Annotated in this window: 18 protein-coding genes and 1 pseudogene; 10 read left to right on the forward strand and 9 right to left on the reverse strand. The window is 71.0% G+C overall.

The genetic code is table 11. The features are described 5' to 3' along the window. Positions 1–801, reverse strand: a pseudogene (locus JWP65_RS17380) (glutamate-cysteine ligase family protein); the annotation flags it as partial. Between the two features lie 151 nt (positions 802–952). Here JWP65_RS17380 and JWP65_RS17385 point away from each other — a divergent pair. Further along, positions 953–1,891, forward strand: coding sequence for a methyltransferase domain-containing protein (locus JWP65_RS17385; RefSeq protein WP_299765982.1), 939 nt, complete (start codon positions 953–955; stop codon positions 1,889–1,891). Here the strand turns inward: JWP65_RS17385 and JWP65_RS17390 are convergent. Next, positions 1,857–2,525: an alpha/beta hydrolase gene (locus JWP65_RS17390; protein WP_299765984.1), complete on the reverse strand. Its 669-nt coding sequence runs from the start codon at positions 2,523–2,525 to the stop codon at positions 1,857–1,859. The genes JWP65_RS17385 and JWP65_RS17390 overlap by 35 nt on opposite strands. A 121-nt stretch (positions 2,526–2,646) precedes the next feature. On the opposite strand from JWP65_RS17390, the gene JWP65_RS17395 reads away from it, so the two are divergent. The 5 genes from JWP65_RS17395 to JWP65_RS17415 all read left to right on the forward strand — a co-directional run bounded on the left by JWP65_RS17395 (position 2,647) and on the right by JWP65_RS17415 (position 7,184). Next, on the forward strand, positions 2,647–3,027 hold the full coding sequence (locus JWP65_RS17395; protein WP_299765986.1) for an HPF/RaiA family ribosome-associated protein: 381 nt from the start codon (positions 2,647–2,649) through the stop codon (positions 3,025–3,027). Between the two features lie 530 nt (positions 3,028–3,557). Further along, the gene (locus JWP65_RS17400; protein WP_299765988.1) at positions 3,558–3,917 is read left to right on the forward strand and encodes a PA2779 family protein; all 360 of its coding nucleotides are present in this window, start codon (positions 3,558–3,560) and stop codon (positions 3,915–3,917) included. 9 nt (positions 3,918–3,926) lie between these two features. After that, the gene (locus JWP65_RS17405; protein WP_299765991.1) at positions 3,927–4,892 is read left to right on the forward strand and encodes a PA2778 family cysteine peptidase; all 966 of its coding nucleotides are present in this window, start codon (positions 3,927–3,929) and stop codon (positions 4,890–4,892) included. Between the two features lie 671 nt (positions 4,893–5,563). Next, positions 5,564–6,436: an NUDIX hydrolase gene (locus JWP65_RS17410; protein WP_299765993.1), complete on the forward strand. Its 873-nt coding sequence runs from the start codon at positions 5,564–5,566 to the stop codon at positions 6,434–6,436. Positions 6,437–6,707: 271 nt separating this feature from the next. Beyond that, complete coding sequence (locus tag JWP65_RS17415) at positions 6,708–7,184, forward strand: DUF4864 domain-containing protein (protein WP_299765995.1); 477 nt, start codon at positions 6,708–6,710, stop codon at positions 7,182–7,184. 84 nt (positions 7,185–7,268) lie between these two features. Here the strand turns inward: JWP65_RS17415 and JWP65_RS17420 are convergent, their stop codons facing one another. From JWP65_RS17420 to JWP65_RS17440, 5 genes are all read right to left on the reverse strand, one after another. Then, complete coding sequence (locus tag JWP65_RS17420; protein ID WP_299765997.1) at positions 7,269–7,613, reverse strand: hypothetical protein; 345 nt, start codon at positions 7,611–7,613, stop codon at positions 7,269–7,271. Positions 7,614–7,741: 128 nt separating this feature from the next. Then, on the reverse strand, positions 7,742–8,386 hold the full coding sequence (locus JWP65_RS17425; protein WP_299765999.1) for a L,D-transpeptidase: 645 nt from the start codon (positions 8,384–8,386) through the stop codon (positions 7,742–7,744). 188 nt (positions 8,387–8,574) lie between these two features. Further along, positions 8,575–9,441, reverse strand: a complete 867-nt coding sequence (locus JWP65_RS17430; RefSeq protein ID WP_299766001.1) for a hypothetical protein — start codon at positions 9,439–9,441, stop codon at positions 8,575–8,577. Between the two features lie 23 nt (positions 9,442–9,464). Next, the gene (locus JWP65_RS17435) at positions 9,465–9,635 is read right to left on the reverse strand and encodes a hypothetical protein (RefSeq protein ID WP_299766003.1); all 171 of its coding nucleotides are present in this window, start codon (positions 9,633–9,635) and stop codon (positions 9,465–9,467) included. A gap of 119 nt (positions 9,636–9,754) precedes the next feature. Next, the gene (locus JWP65_RS17440; RefSeq protein WP_299766005.1) at positions 9,755–10,672 is read right to left on the reverse strand and encodes a DUF808 domain-containing protein; all 918 of its coding nucleotides are present in this window, start codon (positions 10,670–10,672) and stop codon (positions 9,755–9,757) included. Between the two features lie 43 nt (positions 10,673–10,715). Between JWP65_RS17440 and JWP65_RS17445 the strand changes: the two genes are divergently transcribed. Further along, the gene (locus tag JWP65_RS17445) at positions 10,716–11,009 is read left to right on the forward strand and encodes a 2Fe-2S iron-sulfur cluster-binding protein (RefSeq protein WP_367280529.1); all 294 of its coding nucleotides are present in this window, start codon (positions 10,716–10,718) and stop codon (positions 11,007–11,009) included. Between the two features lie 21 nt (positions 11,010–11,030). Here JWP65_RS17445 and JWP65_RS17450 read toward each other — a convergent pair whose 3' ends face one another. Continuing rightward, a complete protein-coding gene (locus tag JWP65_RS17450; RefSeq protein WP_299766007.1) occupies positions 11,031–11,222 on the reverse strand; it encodes a hypothetical protein in 192 nt (63 codons plus the stop codon). Positions 11,223–11,414: 192 nt separating this feature from the next. Here JWP65_RS17450 and JWP65_RS17455 point away from each other — a divergent pair, with 192 nt between their 5' ends. The 3 genes from JWP65_RS17455 to JWP65_RS17465 are packed head-to-tail and all read left to right on the forward strand — an operon-like array spanning position 11,415 to position 13,907. Then, on the forward strand, positions 11,415–12,113 hold the full coding sequence (locus JWP65_RS17455; RefSeq protein ID WP_299766017.1) for a c-type cytochrome: 699 nt from the start codon (positions 11,415–11,417) through the stop codon (positions 12,111–12,113). Further along, complete coding sequence (locus tag JWP65_RS17460) at positions 12,110–13,384, forward strand: cytochrome c (RefSeq protein WP_299766009.1); 1,275 nt, start codon at positions 12,110–12,112, stop codon at positions 13,382–13,384. The genes JWP65_RS17455 and JWP65_RS17460 overlap by 4 nt, the downstream gene beginning before the upstream one ends. Before the next feature lie 46 nt (positions 13,385–13,430). Beyond that, positions 13,431–13,907, forward strand: coding sequence for a tyrosine-protein phosphatase (locus JWP65_RS17465; protein ID WP_299766011.1), 477 nt, complete (start codon positions 13,431–13,433; stop codon positions 13,905–13,907). A gap of 155 nt (positions 13,908–14,062) precedes the next feature. On the opposite strand, the gene folK is transcribed toward JWP65_RS17465, so the two are convergent. Continuing rightward, positions 14,063–14,548 carry a 2-amino-4-hydroxy-6-hydroxymethyldihydropteridine diphosphokinase gene (folK, locus tag JWP65_RS17470; RefSeq protein ID WP_299766013.1) on the reverse strand — a complete coding sequence of 162 codons (486 nt, stop codon included), beginning with the start codon at positions 14,546–14,548 and terminating at the stop codon, positions 14,063–14,065. Positions 14,549–14,611: the final 63 nt, after the last annotated feature.

A 14,611-nucleotide genomic window follows, 5' to 3' on the forward strand; every position in this document is an offset into this window, starting at 1 on the left:
CAGCTGGTTGTATTCACCGCCCGGATTGACGATGCCCACCGCCTCGTACGCCGGATACGGACGCGTCAGGGCGTCGTGCAGCGAAGCCGCGTAGCCCTCCAGGCCGTTGTAGCTGACCGCCAGGCTAGCCTGCGCGGCGCTCTGGTAACCCAGGCGGCCCATGCGCAGCGAGGTGCCGTAGGGCATGTACACAGTGCCGGGGGACAGCGTCTGCAGTTCGTGCTGGCGGCCCAGGACGAAGCTGGAACAGGCCGTCGGCGACGCGCCGAACAGGTACAGCAGCAGGAAGGCGTGGCGGCGGAAGTTGCGGATCAGCGCGAAGTACTGCGCATCGCTCACGCCGGGCAGCGACCAGTTGTAGTGGATGCCGGAGATGGTCTGCATGCGCCGCCCGTAACGGTGCGCCAGGCCCATGCGGTAGATGCTCTTGGCCCGGCCCACGTTGGACGAGCCATAGCGCCCGATCGGGATCGTCTCGTCGGCCGGCAGCACGCAGGGCATGCTGCTGACCCACATCATTTCGTCGCCAAGCGCGCGGTAGGCGAACTGGTGGACCTGCGTCAGTTCTTCCAGGCACTGCTCGACGCTCGCATGCACGCCGGTGATCAGTTCCAGCTGCGACTCGCTGTAGTCGGTGGTGATGTTGGGATGCGTCAGTGCCGACCCGAGCGCCTCGGGATGCGGCGTGGCGGCCAGCGCACCGGAGGCCCGGGCCCGCAGGCTCTCTTTTTCGATGCCACGCCGGATGCCTTGCAGGCGCGCGGGCGCCAGCGTGCTCAGGGCCTGTTGCAGGTTGCTCATGGATGTCTTCTTCTGGCCCCGGGGGGTCGTTCAGCGTGGCGAAGTTAACACCTTTACCCAAAGCCTGCTGGCTGCGGGACAAGCGACGGAGACGGCGTCGCGGGACCGCAGGCATGATGCGTGCCTGTTCCAGCAAACTTGAAGGAAACCCATGGAGTGGCGCGAGCGCATCAGGATCTACGCGGCCTCGGGGCGGGCGCTGGGCATAGGCGGCGCGTGGAGGTTGGCGCGGCACCGTCTGCTGGGCCATCGATCGCCCTTCATGCAGCGCAGCGCCGGCCTGTTCCACGGCGCCGGTATCGAGGTCGGTGGGCCCAGCCCGCTGTTTTCGCCCAGGGGCTATGCGCCGGTCTACGCGCTGGCGGGGTCTCTCGACAACGTCAATTTTTCCGCGCGGACCCATTGGGAAGGAACCATTCCAGCGGGGGCCTCCTTCCGGTTCCGGGACGGCGCAGCGCCGGGACAGCAGTTCTTCAGCGAGGCCACCTGCCTGCGCGACGTCGCCGACGCCCGCTACGACTTCCTGCTGTCCTGCCACATGCTGGAGCATTCCGCTAATCCGCTCAAGGCGCTTGCCGAATGGCGCAGGGTGCTCGCGCCGGGCGGCACCCTGATACTGGCGCTGCCGCACAAGGATGGCACGTTCGACCGCCACCGACCGGTCACGCCGCTGCCGCACCTGGTGGACGACTTCGAGCGCGACATGGGCGAGGACGACGCCAGCCACTTCGAGGAAGTGCTGCGGCTGCACGACATGAAGCGCGATCCGGGGCAACCCTCGCGCCAGGCCCTGCGCACGTGGGTGGAAGGCAACGCCGTCAACCGTGGCGTGCACCACCACGTGTTCGATTCCCTCGCTGCTGCCGCCCTGGTCGATCATGCCGGCTTCCAGCTCCTGGCGGTCGAGCCCGCCGCGCCGGAGAGCATTTTCCTCTTCGCCCGCAAGTCAGACCAGGCCGGCACGCCGGACAACGCACCCTTTCTCAGCGCCACCGCGGCTTACCTGGCAGCCAGCCCCTTCCCGTCGGACCGGGCCCGGGCCGCAGCACCGAAGCTCAGCGCGTCAGCACCCTCAGCAGCCAGGCGTTGAGATCCTGAATCTCCTCCATCGAGACGGTGTGCCCCATCGGATACTCGTGCCACTCGACCTGGTAGCCGAGCGCCGCCAGCGCGTCGCGCGAGGCGCGGCCGCGCTGCGGCACGACCATCTGATCCTGGCTGCCATGCGCCAGGAACACCGGCGTGGCCTTGTTGGCTTCGGCCGCCTCCGCCGCGGTGCTGGCCGCGAGCGGCAGGTAGCCTGACAGGCCCGCAACGCCGGCCAGCCGGTTGCCGTGCCGCAACCCCGCGAGCAACGCGATGGCGCAGCCTTGCGAGAACCCGGCCAGCACGATGCGCCCGGCCGCGATGCCACGCTCCTGCTCGCGCAGCAACAGGGCGTCGACCGCGGCCAGCGTCTGCCGCAGGCCGGCTTCGTCTTCCAGGCCCTGCGACTCGGTGCCGCGGATGTCGTACCAGGCCCGCATGCGGTGCCCGTTGTTGATGGTCACCGGGATCACCGGCGCTTCGGGAAAGACGAAGCGCACCGGTCCGATCACGGACAGGTCCAGTTCCCGGGCGATCGGCACGAAGTCATTCCCGTCGGCGCCCAGGCCATGCAGGATGACGAGGGTGGCGACGGGGTCAGGCCCCGATTCGGTTTCGATGGTGGCAAGCGCGGCCATGCAGTTTCTCCTTGCCCGCGAGCATACGCGCCCGGTCCTGTCCCACACGCCACGGGGTTCTGTCCGACGTGCGGTACCCCCGGGCGCCCGCAGAGTAAGGCAAACGACGAAAGGAAACCGCATGAAAGTGCAAGTCAACACCAGCAACGACATCGAGAACAAGGAAAGTCTGGAGCGCTGGGCCAGCGATTACCTGAACGAACACCTGGCCCGCTTCGGCCAGGACCTGACCAGCGTCGAGGTGCAGCTGTCCGACGAGAACTCGGGCAAGGGCGGGGCCGTCGACAAGCGCTGCATGCTGGAGGCGCGCATGGCCGGGCGGGCGCCGGTGGCGGTGACCAACTTCGCGGCCAGCCAGGATCTGGCCTTCCGCGGCGCCGCCGACAAGCTGGTGCACGCCCTGGACCACCAGTTCGGCAAGCTCGATCGCGAGCACCGCGTGCGCGACACCATCCGCCGCGACCCGGAAGTTCTGGAAAGCGTGCTACCCCCGCAGGCCTGACGCTCCGCAAGGGCGTTGTCCCCGGGACTCCCCGGGATCCCCCCGGGGGGAGCGCCTTGTATCAACTTGCCCCGCACTGCGGGAGAGGATGGGATAGGACCAGCCGCGCAGCCCGACAACGCGAGCGGCGGCAGCCTGGCCTTGCCGGTGTGGGTAGACTTCTGCAGGTCACCCTCGCCCGGCGGCCGAAGCGGCGCCCACCATGGCGCCGGGCCGGTCCGTCCGGCGGCGACCACGTCGACACCGAGGCGCTGGCTGGCAGCTGTGTCGACGGTCGCAGCGACTTCGTGCTGCGCCGCTCGAATGCGCCGGCGAACCGGCGAAAAAGGCGTGCTCCCCCAGGACGAGTAGCTTTCAAGCATCGGCCGGCGAAGCAGCCCCAGAGGGAAACTACATCATGAAACACTTGTGCCAACGTGTTGCATGGATCGTCGTGGAGGAGTCTCCCCGTAGGACGGTGCGCCGTGTCTAAATGACATTTCCGAGTGCGGCGTCCGGCCGAACCCGGAACCCACTCAGGAGACGTACAAATGAACCTGGCATTCAAGAGAACGACCTGCCGCGTGCTGGTGGCCTCCCTACTCACGCTGTCCTTCCACACGGCGCAAGCCGGCTTGATCGGGGCCGACCAGGCCGCGCCGAGCACCGCCGGCGCCGACCGCGCGCTGGTGCTCGGTGCGCTGGACCGCGCCGAAGTGGCGTCCCAGCTGCAGGCCTACGGCGTCGATCCGCGCGCTGCCCGTGAGCGCGTCAACAGCATGACCGATCAGGAAGTGCACGCGCTCGCGACGGACATCCAGAACGCACCGGCCGGCGCCCTGTCGGGCTGGGGCTGGGTGGCCGTCATCGTGATCGCCGCGCTGATCTGGTACTACGCGATCCGCAAGTAAGAAGGAGCGATGCGGAAGAATTCCATCGCCGCGTGCTGGACACGGCTGCTCGCATGGGCAGCCGTGTTCCTTTTGCTGTCCGGTTGCACCACGCTGGTCCCGCAGACCATGGCCTTGCGCACGGGCTGGCCCGACGGCGTGCCGCAGCAGGTGGAGCTGGCCCAGGTGCCGTTCTTTCCCCAGGCCGACTACCAGTGCGGGCCGGCCGCCATCGGCATGGCGCTGGCCTACAGCGGCGTCGCCATCGACCCCGACGCCCTGGTCGACGAGGTCTGGCTGCCGGCGCGCAAAGGCAGCCTGCAGGTCGAGATGCTGGCCACGCCGCGCCGTCATGGGCGCGTGAGCTATCGCCTGGCGCCACGCTACGCCGATCTGCTGCGCGAAGTGGCCGCAGGCAATCCGGTGGTGGTGCTGCAGGACATCGGCTTCATCGGCAGCGCTTGGCACTACGCCGTGGTCAACGGCTACGACTACGCCACCGGCACCATCCTGCTGCGCTCGGGCGTGCAGATGCGCCAGCGCATGTCGTTCACGGCCTTCGAGCGCACCTGGTTCCAGGGCGGCCACTGGGCCATGGTGGTACTGCCGCCGGGCAAGATTGCCGCCAGCGCCACCGAGGAACGCTGGCTGCAGTCGCTGCTGGGGTTGGCCCGCGGAGGCGATGTCGAGGCCACCGTGCAGGCTTACGCAGCGGCGCTGCAGCGCTGGCCCGACAGCCTGCCTGCCGCCGTCGGCCTGGCCAATCACCTGCATGCCCGCGGCTCGCTCCAAGAGGCCGCCGGCGTGCTGCGCACCGCGCTGCAAAAGAACCCGCAGTCGGTGATCGTGCTGAACAACCTGGCCCAGACGCTGTCCGACCTGGGCCAGCACGCCGAAGGGCTGGCCCTGCTGGACCGCGCCGACGACGGCCAGAGCCCGTTCGCCTCCGAAGTGCGCGCCACGCGGGCGCTGATCGAAGGCCGGATGCGGCCCTGAGTCGGCCGCGCCCGCTCCGGCCGCCAGTGCCTTCGCGACCCGGGACAGGAAAGCGGGCGCGCGGCTGCCGTCCAGCAGCGCACCACCACCGCGTCGTGGGCCGGTCCGTTGTGTTCCCACCAGGCCCGGCGGCTGCAGCAGCCGCGCCTCGCCTTTGCGGCCCTGCGGCGGCTTTGGATGGTGGGTCACCTTGCGTTGCGCTCCACCTGGTCGGGCAGGCCAAAGCAGCTGCCGCTCCCCCGGCGCTCTCTCGATTGCCGCCTCGATCGAAGCCGATGCCGGGCAGCAACTCGCCGACGCGCTGGCATTGGGCGGACGGCCGCTGGCCTGGGTCACGCCGGCGAGCGCGGCCAGGCAGATCTTGGCGACGCAGAAGGTGAGGTCGGCGCGGCGCGGCTCGCCCCAGCTGGCGACTTCCCGACCGCCGACGCGGGTCACGCCGGAGACGCCGCCGCGCGCGTGCACCGGCCCGCGCAGGCGCGTGAACGGCGGCGGATCGGCGTGGCGCACGCCCCAGCGCCAGCGCGCGGGTCGGCGGCGGGATTGCGCGGCCAGCCGGCTTCGTGGCCAGCGTAGCCGACTGCTTCCCGCAAATCGCATGGGAACAGGAGAAGCCACGCCGGGTCGCGGACGCGATGCGCTTTGCCACCGAGCTCTGCTAGCCTCGGTGCATGGAATTGCTGCAAGGGTTTCGCAACGAAGCCGCCCCCCTCCCTTCGGCCACCGTGGTGTTGCTGCGCGACGGGCCAGACGGCCTGGAGGTGTTCCTGCTGCAGCGGCACGCGCAGTCCGAGGTGCTCGGCGGGGCTTACGTCTTTCCCGGCGGCAAGGTGGATGTCGACGACGCCGACTGGCAGGACCGGATCGACGTGCCGGCGGCCAAGCTGCGCGCCCGCCTGGGCGAGCCCGAGCTGGATGAGCGGCAGGCCGCCGCCCTGTACGTCTGCGCCATGCGCGAAGTGTTCGAGGAGACCGGGCTGCTGCTCGCGCCAATCGACGGCGCGCGCGCGCGCGCAGCCTGGCAGGCGCTGCGCGGCGGTCGCGGCTTTGGCGAACTGCTGCGGCCCTGGGACCTGCGGCTGGCGGTCGACCTGCTGCAGCCCTGGTCGCGCTGGGTGACGCCGGTGGCCAGCAGCGTCTCGCGCAAGCGCTTCGACACCCGCTTCTTCGTGGCCATCGTTCCCGCCGGGCAGCAGCCGTCCCACGACGACCACGAGGCCACCAGCAGCCTCTGGCTGGCACCGCGTGCCGCCCTGCGCCAGTACTGGGAGGGCGGCATCGAGCTGGCGCCGCCGCAGATCATGAGCCTGGCCCACCTGGCGCGCCACGCCGACGTGGCCGGCGTGCTGGCCGCCGCCAGGGCGGCCCCGCCGCCCTGCATCCGGCCCGAACCGTTCGACCAGGACGGCGAACGCTTGCTGTGCTACCCGGGCGATCCCTTGCACTCGATGCGCCAGCAGTTGCTGCCCGGGCCGACCCGCCTGCGCTGGCGCAACAAGCGGTTCGAACCGGATGGCGGCCTGCCCATGCTGCTGGGCGACTGAAACGCTTGCGCGCCTGGCCGACGCCGCCTCCCACAACTCCTGCGCTGTGGCGCCTACAGACTGTGTCGCTGCCTGCCTGCGCGGCGCCCGCGCTGGCAGCTTTCCAATCACCCAAAGCCAGCCGGACTCCGCGCTACGACGACAGGTATCGGACTCTCCGCCTCCGCGGGCGATCAGCGAGAACATTGTCCAGTGGACCGGCGGGCTTGCCGCGGCGGCAGCTGTTCTCCGCGCCCGGCATGACCGGCGTCCACCCGAACTGCGCACACCCATGACCGACCACCAGACCGACCCGGCCGAACGCCCGTCCCGCCCGCGCAGCCCGGCCTCTGCGTGGTCGCTGCTGTTCTGCGTCATCCTGCTGGGCGCCATCTTCTCCACCGACATGCCCAAGGCCAGCCCCGACCCGACGGCCGTGCGCGACGTGGTGCAGCGCCAGCTGCAGGCACTGGCGGCCGACGACGCCGGCGCCGCCTTCGCCCTGGCCGACCCGGGCCTGCGCACCCGCTTTGGCAATGCTGACGAATTCCTCGCCATGTTGCGCTCGCAGTACCCGATGGTGGCGCACCCGGCCAGCGTGCTGTTCCTCAAGCCGCAAAGCGACGGCTCGCTGGCGCTGCAAAAGGTGCGGGTGACCGACACCGATGGCGCGGGCTGGCTGGTCACCTACGTGCTGAACCGGCAGGGTGACCGCTGGCTGATCAGCGCCTGCATGGTGACGCCCGACTCGCCAAAGGTCATGGCCTGATCCGTTCCTGAAGCGACAAGGCCCGCGCGAGCGGGCCTTGTCCACTTTGCAGGCCGCGCGAGCGGCCTTCGCTCATGACCGCTGTCAGTTACGGTCGGCGCGCGCCGTACGGGTGCTGGTGCCCGCTCCGCCCGCCGTGGACGAGCCGCTGCTGGTGCCGGACATCGAGGAGCCGCTACCGCTGCCGGTGCTGCCCGACGTCGCCGAGCCGCTGCCGGAGCCGCTCATGGTCGCCCCCGAGGAGGTGCTGCCGGTGGCCGCGCCGCCGCCGGGGGTGCCGGTTGCGCCCATCGGCGTGTCTTGGGTGCTGCGCTGGCCGGAGCCGACGGCAGGGTTCGATGCCGGGGCGGGCGGGGTGCCTTGCGCCAAGGCGAAGGCAGCGGTGAACACTGCGGTGGCAGCGATGAGGATCTTCGTGGTTGCGGACATGTTCAGGATCTCCTGTTTGCTTTGTGGACCGGCGAGTTGCCAGCCAACCAAGACTAAAGACCGCCTGATGGCTCTGCGTCAGCGCCCTGCGCGCCATCTTGTCGGACGAGCGCTCGCCTCGCGCCGCCCTACTGCTGTTCCAGCGCCGTCATGAATTCTCCGGGGCGCCGGGTCTCTGGCAACACGTAGACCACGCTGCGGTATTTGCCCAGCACCCGCTGCACCACTTGCTCGTAGAAGCGCACCGGCACCACGACGCAGCCCGACGAGGCACGGTTGTCGTGCGGGCTGGCGCTGGCCAGGCGGCGCCGGCGCGGCGCTTCGGCGGCGCCAGGCCGCACGCGGTGGATGGCAAAGGCGCTGGTGTAGTCGACCCACACGATCGGCTCACCGCCGAGGTTGAGGCCGGGCACGGCATCGAAGCGGCCCGCCGGCGTGGTGCGTTCGTCAGGGCCGATGTCGCCGGTCTGGGTGCGCCGGCCGACGCCAGCCAGGGTGTGGTCGCCGCGGGTGGCGCCCAGCAGAGCCGGCGACTGGCCGGCCAGGACGCCAGCGCCGTCGTAGACCAGGATCCGGGCATTGCGCTTGTCGACCACGGCGAACGGCCCGCCGCGATGATCGCCGGTACGCTTGATCCACTCGAGCAGGCGCTGGGCATCGGCCGAGCCCGCGCCGGCCAGCACCGCCGACGGCGGCCCCGCCGCCGCGGCTGCAGTAAAACACAGCAGGCCACCGGCTGCGACATGCAGCCCATGGCTCCATCTGGCCAACATCCCGTCCCCTCTGCCGGCCTGCAATGGCCGAGCCGGCATCGATGCGAGGGCGCCTGCTGTCGAGGATCAAGCCCTGTTACGCAACAGCCGGGGTGGAGAGCCCGGCCGCCCCGCTGCTAGGCCTTCCTGGCCGTGGAGCGCCGCGCCGGTCGGGCTCTGACGACGTGGAGAGCCCGGCCGCCCCGCAGCTAGGCCTTCCTGGTCCGCTTGCCCGCGGGCTGAACGTCGTAGGAACCGAACAGCTGCTGCGGGGTGCGCGTCTCCGGGAGCACGTAGACGATCGCGCCGTACTTGCGCACGGTGGGGCTGAGGATCTCTTCGTAGAAGGTGACCGGCAGGTTGATGCAGCCGAACGAGATCCGGTTGTCGTCGACGGTCAGCGTGGCCAGCCGCTCCAGCCGCCGGTCGGCCGCCACCAGCGGGCGGATCCGGTGCATCGAGACGGCAGCGTCGTAGTCGACCCAGACGATGTCTTCGCCCTTGGTGTTCTTGCCCGGCTCGGCCACGAAACGGCCGGCGGGCGTGGTCTTTTCATCGGGCTTCACCTGCGACAAGGGCTTGTCGCCGACGCCGGGCACCGTGTGGTCGCCGCGGGCGGAGCCGAGCAACGCCGGCGCGCTTTCCTTGAGCTTGCCCTCCGGGCCGAAAACGTAGACACGGGCGTCCTTCTTGTCGACCACGACGAAGGCGTGCTTTTTGTGGTCATGCGAGTACACGGCCCAGTTCGCGATGTGCCTGACCTCCGGTGAAGGGTCTTCGCCGGAGAAGTCCGCCATGCGCAGGCCCCGGCCCGGGATCGAGCGGGGCGTGGGTTCGGCCGTGGCAGCCCGGGCCTGCACCGACGGCGGCGCGGGTTTAGCCTGCGGAGCCGGAATGGCCGGGACGGCCGGTGCCTGGGCGACGGCAGGCGGTTGCGGCTGGCTTGGCACCTGCGCCTGGCGCACCTGTGGCATCACCAGCACCAGCATGGCTGCGCCAAGCAGCAAACCCCAGCGCAGTGCGGAGAAAAATTCGGAAGGCTCCCGGCTGGCTTCCTGGCGGTCGGTGTCCGGCATCTTCGGTCAGGGCGCGCGGCGACTCAGCTGGACTGGCCGTCGTCGTCCAGGCCCCAGCGCTCGATCTGCAGCGCGGGGTCGGCGCATTCGCAGCCCAGTGCGTAGTCGGCGTCGTCCGTGGCCCAGCGCGCGACGACCTCGAGGGTGGGGGGCATGCCGGCTGCAGCGGCGGCATTCTGGTGCATCTCGGGCATTGCGGCTCTCCCTCGGTTGAAGAGCCATTGTTGGGGCCCGCCGCACCAGAGCCGTATCGGCCGGCACTGCGACGCACCGTAGGAGCCTGCCTACCTGCAAAGCCGTGAAGCTTGCAGGCTCAGGCCGGCGCCGGCTTCTTGCCGCGCATCCGCTGGACCAGGGTGAACCCCGCCAGCACGATGGCGCCGGCCAGCAGGCCGAACAGCGCTTCGAGCAGCATGCCCAGCACGCCGCCAAACGCGCCCGCCGCCTGCGCGATCGCCTCGATGGCATGGTGGACCGGCGGGATGCCATGCGCGAGGATGCTGCCGCCCACCATGAACATGGCGACGGTGCCGGCGATGGACAGGAACTTCATCAGCCAGGGCGCGGCGCGCAGGATGAAGCGGCCCGCCGCCTGCGCGGCACCGCCGGCGCGACGCGTCAGGCGCAGGCCGAAGTCGTCGAGCTTGACGATGCCGCCCACCAGGCCATAGACGCCCACCGTCATCAGCAGCGCGATGCCGACCAGGGTCAGCACGCGGGTGAGGAAATCGGCGCCGGCGATGGCGCCCAGCGAGATGACGATGATCTCGGCCGACAGGATGAAGTCGGTGCGGATGGCGCCCTTGATCTTGTCGCGCTCGAGGGCCACCAGGTCGACCTCGGGGTTGGCCAGCGCCTCCACCAGTTGGCGCTGGTGCGCGGCGTCTTGCTCGGGGCTGTGCAGCAGCTTGTGGGCCACCTTCTCGACCCCTTCGAAGCAGAGGAAGGCGCCGCCGATCATCAGCAGCGGCGTCACCGCCCAGGGCGCGAGCGCGCTGATCGCCAGCGCGGCGGGCACCAGGATCGCCTTGTTCACCAGCGAGCCCTTGGCCACCGCCCAGACCACCGGCAACTCGCGCTCGGCCTTGAAGCCGGTGAGCTGCTGCGCGTTCAGTGCCAGGTCGTCGCCCAGCACGCCCGCAGTCTTCTTCGCGGCCACCTTGGTGAGCACCGCGACGTCGTCGAGGATGGTGGCGATGTCGTCGAGGAGGGCGAACAGGCTGGAAGCCATGGTGTGCGGCGGGTTGTCGGTGTGCGCCGATTATCATGACTTCATGCAATTCCAGGGGGCCGGGACGGCCGTGTACCAAGCCGTCATGGAACCGTCCGGACGGCGCTTCGCGGCGCCGACCGGGCAGCCGCTGCTGCGCTCGGCCGAGGTCGCCGGCATCGCCCTGTCCAGTTCCTGCCGCAACGGCACCTGCCGTGCCTGCCTGCGGCCGCTGCATGGCGGCCAGGTGCGCTATGCAATTGCGTGGCCCGGCCTGCTGCCGGAAGAGAAGGCGGGCGGCTGGGTGTTGCCGTGCGTGGCGTACCCGGTGTCCGACGTGGTGCTGGGCGACGCCTGAACCGATCAGCCCGGTGCCGGTTCAGTGGTTGCCGGTGCGGTACGGGCTGCGTGGCACGTACTTGTGTTCGCCGTCGGGAATCGGCTCCAGCTTCGGCTCCGGACGCTGCGGAACGGCGCTGTTGGCCTCGTCGCCCGGCGCAGGACGGCGGCGGGCGCCACCGGGAGCGGCTGCCTGCGACTTGGGCTTGCTCGAACGTCGATAGAGGTTCATGCGGCAACCTTAGAAGCGCGCCTGGGCCCGCCATGTAGGACGACAGCCCTGACCGTGTCCTCCGCCCGCTGACCGCGTCTGGCCGCGCGGCCAAGGTGGCATAGTGCCGCGATGCGCACCGTGCTTTCGTTGCTTCTGCTCGTGGCCCTGGCCACCGGCGCCGTCGCCGCGCCCGCGCGCTTCGAGGACAGCATGGCGCAGCGCACGCTGGCCTGCACCCTCTGCCACGGCAGCGAGGGCCGCGCCGGGCCGGATGGCTACTACCCGCGCATCGCCGGCAAGCCCCAAGGCTACCTGTACCACCAGCTGCTCAATTTCCGCGAGGGGCGCCGCCACTACGGATTGATGACGGGCCTGCTCGACCCGCTCTCCGATGCCTACCTGTTCGAGATCGCGCAGCACTTCGCCCGGCTCGACCTGCCCTACCCGCCGCCGCGCCCGGTGCCGGCCGCGCCCGACCTGCTGCAGCGGGGCCGCCAGCTCGCCCTGCAAGGCGATGCGCAGCGCAACTTGCCGGCCTGTGCCAGCTGCCACGGCAAGGCGCTGACCGGCGTGGAGCCGGCCGCACCCGGACTGCTGGGCCTGCCGCGCGACTACCTCAACGCGCAGCTGGGCGCCTGGCGCACCGGCCAGCGGCGCGCCCATGCGCCCGACTGCATGGCGGACATCGCGCGCCGACTGGCGCCGGACGATCTGGTCGCGGTGACCGCCTGGCTGGCATCCGAGCCCTTGCCGCCCAATACCAGGGCGGTCGCGCCGACGCTGACGCAGCCCGCCCCGCCGACACGGCGCCGCGGCCGCAACGCCACCCCGGCCGCGGCGCCGCCGGCCGAATCAGCCCCCATCCTCTGCGGCAGCGCGCCGTTGCCGCCGCGCAGGACGCCGTCGTGAAGCGCCTGGTGCGGGCCTTGCTGGTGGGCATCGCCGCAGCGGCGTTGCTGGTCTGGCTGCTCAATTTCTGGGGCGCGCGCAGGCTCAACGACCCGCCACCCGCCACGCCCCCGAACGCCGACCAGGTCGCCCGCGGCGCCTACCTGGCGCGCGTCGGCAACTGCATGCTGTGCCACACGGAACGCGGCGGCGCCTCCTATGCCGGCGGCCGGCCGACGGTGACGCCGTTCGGCACGGTCTATGCGAGCAACCTCACGCCCGATGCCGACACCGGCCTGGGCAAGTGGTCGCAGACGGCCTTCCGGCGCGCGCTGCACGAAGGGATTTCGCGCGACGGCCGCCTGCTCTACCCGGCCTTCCCCTACACCCACACCACCCGGGTCACCGACGCCGATGCGGACGCGCTGTTCGACCACCTGCGCAGCCTGCCGCCGGTGAACCGGCCGAACCGCGCCCACCGCCTGCGCTGGCCGTACAGCACGCAAACCGCGCTGGCGGTCTGGCGGACCCTGTACTTCAGCTCGGGCAAGCAGGTGGAGGACCCGTCGCGCTCGCGCGAATGGAACCGCGGCGCCTACCTGGTGCAGGGCCTGGGGCACTGCAGCGCCTGCCACAGCGCACGCAACGCCCTCGGCGGCAGCAGCGACATGCTGGACCTGTCCGGCGGACTGATCCCGATGCAGAACTGGTACGCGCCGTCGCTGACCTCGCCAAGCGAAGCCAGCGTGGCCGGCTGGCCGCTGTCGGAGATCGAACTGCTGCTGGGGACCGGCGCCGCGCCGCGCGGCACCGTGCTCGGCCCGATGGCGGAGGTGGTGCAGCACAGCACCCAGTTCCTGGAGCCCGGCGACATCCGCGCGATGGCCGTCTACCTCAAGAGCCTGCCGCCGACGCCGACCGACACCGACCCACGCGAGGTGGCGCAGGCGCCCCAGCAGGTGCTGGCGCAAGGCGGGCGGCTGTATCAACAGCACTGCGCGTCCTGCCACGGCGAGCAAGGCCAGGGCCGCACGGGCGCCTATCCGCCGCTGGCCGGCAACCGCGCCGTCACCTTGCCCGTCACGGCCAACCTGGTGCAGGTGGTGTTGAACGGCGGCTTTCCGCCCGCCACCCGCGGCAATCCGCGGCCGTTCGGCATGCCGCCGTACGCCACCGTCCTGTCGGACGCCCAGGTGGCGGCCGTGCTGACCTACATCCGCGGCGCCTGGGACAACCGGGCGGCGCCGGTCAGCGAACTCGGCGTCGCCCAGCAACGCAGCAGTGCGCGCTGACTCCAGCGCGACCGCATCAGCACGCGCCGGGCCGCACAATCCAGGCATGACACTGCGCAGCGTTGCCTTGCCCACCGGCATCGAAGGCCGGCTCTGGCTCGGGCCGATGCCCGGCCGGTTCGAGCCGTGGCCGCAGTTCCAATCGCGGGCGCAGACCAGCGCCCTGGCACTGGTGGTCTGCCTCACGCCGCGCTCCGAGCTGTCCGAGCTGTCGCCGCAGTACCTCGCCGCGGTGGACTGCGGCCGCCTGCCGTTCCGCTGGCTGCACCTGCCGATGCGCAACTTCGGCTCGCCGGAGGATCCACAGGCCTTTCGCCGCGGCATCGGCGACGTCGCCGCGGCCCTGCGCGGCGGCGACGCCGTGCTGCTGCACTGCGCGGCCGGCGTGGGCCGCACCGGCACCGCCGCCGCCTGCGTGCTCAAGGCCGTGGGCATGGACGTTCCGCAAGCCCTGCAACGCGTGCGCGACGCGGGATCGAACCCGCAGAACGCGGAGCAGTCGGGGCTGGTGGACTGGTTCTAGGAGGCGGACGCACTGGCTCGCGCCGGTGCGGGGACGACGATGCGGTCAGCCCGCGAACGGGTTCGCCAACACGAACATCATCGCCACCCGCACGCCGATCAGGACGTTGGCGTCGTCAGGCCGGCCAGCAGGAACACCGTGCTGCGGCGCCGGGCTCATGCCGGCAATGACGTGGGAGGTAATGGCTCGATGCACTGCCCGGCGACGGCGGCCAGGTCGCGCGCCTCCACCAGCTCCGGCGCGACCTCCGCCAGCGGCACCAGCACGAAGGCGCGTTCCCGCAGGCGCGGATGCGGCACCGTCAACGCTGGACTGGCGATGCGCGCCGATCCGTACAGCAGCAAGTCGAGGTCCAGCGTGCGCGGCGCATTGCGGTACGGCCGTTCGCGCCCGGCCAGCTGCTCCAGCGCCTGCAGCGCCGCCAGCAGCTCGGGTGCGGCCAGCACCGTGCGCACCAGGGCGACGGCGTTGATGTAGTCGGGGCCGCCCGCATCCAGCGGCGCGCTGCGATAGAAGCGGGAAGTGCGCAGCACCGAGGTGCCGGGCAAGCCGGCCAGGCCGGCGAGCGCCTGGCGCAGCGTGGCCTGCGGGTCGCCGAGATTGGCGCCGAGGCCGATGCAGGCGATGACGGGCTCGCGCATGTCAGCTGCCGCAGGCCGGCTGCGCCGTCACTCCTGGCCGGGAGCCTGGGCCTGCGCCTCGCC

The organism is Ramlibacter sp. (assembly GCF_028292805.1).
Lineage (GTDB): Bacteria > Pseudomonadota > Gammaproteobacteria > Burkholderiales > Burkholderiaceae_C > Ramlibacter.